The organism is Aeromicrobium sp., assembly GCF_014378035.1.
GTDB lineage: Bacteria > Actinomycetota > Actinomycetes > Propionibacteriales > Nocardioidaceae > Aeromicrobium.
This window is the reverse complement of the sequence record NZ_JACMOM010000371.1, coordinates 1-2,718: the sequence shown is the minus strand read 5'-3', so window position 1 is coordinate 2,718 and position 2,718 is coordinate 1. Positions and strand designations below refer to the sequence as shown.

Annotated in this window: 2 protein-coding genes; one reads left to right on the top strand and one right to left on the bottom strand. The window is 64.8% G+C overall.

The window, feature by feature from the left end:
- The coding region (locus H7290_RS19430; protein WP_290515670.1) for a hypothetical protein at positions 1-592 on the top strand (592 nt) is incomplete at its 5' end.
- Positions 593-798: 206 nt separating this feature from the next.
- Here H7290_RS19430 and H7290_RS19425 read toward each other — a convergent pair.
- Complete coding sequence (locus H7290_RS19425; RefSeq protein ID WP_290515669.1) at positions 799-2,430, bottom strand: recombinase family protein; 1,632 nt, start codon at positions 2,428-2,430, stop codon at positions 799-801.
- Between the last annotated feature and the right edge of the window lie 288 nt (positions 2,431-2,718).

Genomic DNA, 2,718 nt, shown 5'->3' with positions numbered 1-2,718 from the left:
GGCCACTGATGTTGTCACCGCGGCCGGCGACCGGATCGAGGCCGTCGGAGCCACCGCCGCACCGGGCGGAACACGGCGGGCCGGCGATGCCGTGGCGACCCTCGGGTCGGCTGTCGCAGGACGCGGCACCCCGCTGCGGATCGTCCTGGAGGCCAAGACCAGGACAAGGCCGCTGACCGTCAGTCAGTGGCGCGCCGAGCTCGGGACCGGGCGCGAGACTCGGGAAGCCGTTGCGGGGCTCGGGCTCGTCCCGACGTGCGACCAGGTCCCTGGCGGCGGCAGCTTCGCCCGGGTCGACGAGCTCAGCTACGTGGTCGCCCTCGACGACGACAGCGCACTCGGGCTGGTGTACCTCGTGCTACGGGAGCTTGTCGCTGCCACCCACACCCGGGACACCGACAGCGAGGTCGACTTGACAAAGCTCGAGGCCCACCTCGACACCGCACTTCGGGCGCTCGAAGACTTCGACGACGTCGGTCGCAACGCCAAGGCGGCGCAACGCAGCCTGGAGAACATCCTGACCACCGGAGCCGCCGTCAAGGCCCGGCTTGGTACGTCCATCACGGCAGGGCTCGCCCTGCTCCACGACTGACCACGAACGGGGAGAGGCCAACAGGCCTCTCCCCGTTCTACTCGCGGGCGTCGTAGCAGCGCGGGACCCGGTCACCCGCAGGCACTCCTAGCGGCGACTGCCGCACCGGGTGAGCACAGGACGGTCCGCCACCATGACACGCGATGAGTGGCTGCAGACTGCCCTTGACAACGCCCCCGAGATGACGAATGAGAGGTGGGCAACCCTCATGCGTTTGCTGGAGCGTGGCTCCGCCAGATCGGCACGAGACGACCTGGGTCAAATCTGTTGCCGCGGCGAGTAGCGCGGCGAACGAAAATCGCCTCGAGCTCCGCACGAGCGTATGCACGACGGTCTGCGGTGGACAGTTCGTGCCACACCTCCGCCCCAACCGTCCGCAGCCGCTGTTGCCTACCCTGCTCGTGCACCCAGGCATTTCGCTGCATGCGCAACTCGTCCGCCTGCTCCTGCAAGCCGCGCAGCTGCGCCAGAATCCTCTGCGCCAGCTCCCCCGTAGCAGTCGAGAAGGCATCGACGTCGGCCCTGATCTTCGACTTGACCACCTCGAGAGCCCCTCCGCCCTCCCATCCGGTGGGCTCAGGTTGCCCAGCGTCCACTGTTCTCATCCTGGCCTTAAGAAGCGCCCCGATGATCTCGTCAACGGCTACCCCTGACGCGCTGACCTTTCCGCAACCTCCCGTACCATTCATCCCACCGCCTCGCACCTTGCAGGCGTAGTAAAAGTGCTTTTCGGTCCTCGCGTTGCCGTGGAGTGGGCCGCTGCATTCGGAGCACCTCAGCAAGCCACTGAGAAAGTAGTCACGATGAGCCTCACTACGACGTTCGACAGTTGCGTTCTCATCACCCATCAGGAGGTCTTCAAGCGCTCCCCACGTCTCCTCGGAAAGAATGGGATCCCACTGGCCCTTCACAAAGCTCTGCGTTTTCGGGTCCACCAGCATTTCACCTTGGTGCACCCGGTAGCCGACAAGTCGCGGGCTAAGCATCAACTGCTTCAAGGTTGCCCCACTCCACGGGTTGCCCTTGGAAGTTCTAATGTTGCGACCATTCAAATCTCGCACCACGGAGTTGATGGAGCACCCGAGGAGCAGGTCGTCAGCTATCCGCTGTATCTCTCCAGCCTCCGCCGCGTCGATCGCTTGATTTCCTTTACTACTGGGCTTGATGACCTCCGGCAGTAAACGACCGTCCGCGAGAGCGACCTCGTGCCGGGTCCAGTACCACCCGAACGGCCGCGTGCCACTTACTGGACGCCCAGTCAAGGCGGTAGCTCGGTGCTTTGCGGCAACTCGTCGCCCCGTATCCCTCGACGCTTTGTTCGCAAAGGCGACCATCACCCGAGCCAGGGTGATGCCATCAGGGGACGACAGGTCAATGGCGTCATGAACGGTGCGAAAATGCAGAATACGATGGGCCCTTGCTGCCCTATCGTAAATATCGATCACGCGCTCGAGGTCCTTCGGGCGGCGCGCCAGTCGATCGAGGTCATAAACAACGATGCCACTGATGACACCTGAGTCAAGGTCAAGGAGCAGTCGTTCGAACCCGGGGCGGAGTACCTCCTTGAATGCGGATACGTCGTTGTCCTCGTAAGCCGGGCCGTTGATCTTCCAGGCACTCTCGCGCTCGCTCACTGCTCGGCAGAGCTGCTCGATCGCCTCGAACTGGCGACCTACACCCGCGCGACGGTCGCCAGTGAGCTCGTCCTCCTGATCGTCGGAGATACGTGTGTAGGCGCCGAGCACGATGTCCGGAACAGCCTCGAGGGATTCGACCCGCTCAGCCCCCACGGATGCCGCACCCCGGCGGAGCAGAGTCGCGTTCCGCGTCTTGGCCATGGGCCAAGTGTAACCCCTTATGCTCCTGTACTGATGTGCTGGTCGAGCAACATTCCGAGCAGCAGCGCGAAGGGGTCGGCCAGGATCTCGTCGGCCGCGGCGTCGCCGGTGATGTGGAGGCCCATGAGCCTGAGCACGCCGCACCTTTCGGGGCGCGGTTCGGCTGTACGTCGGGCCGCATTCCCCTCCGTGCCCGCGCCGACTCCGGCGCTGCAGCCGACATGGGGTGGCCGAGCCTGCGGCGGCCGCGATCGAAGAGGGGTCGCGGGGTTACCGACATATGTGGTG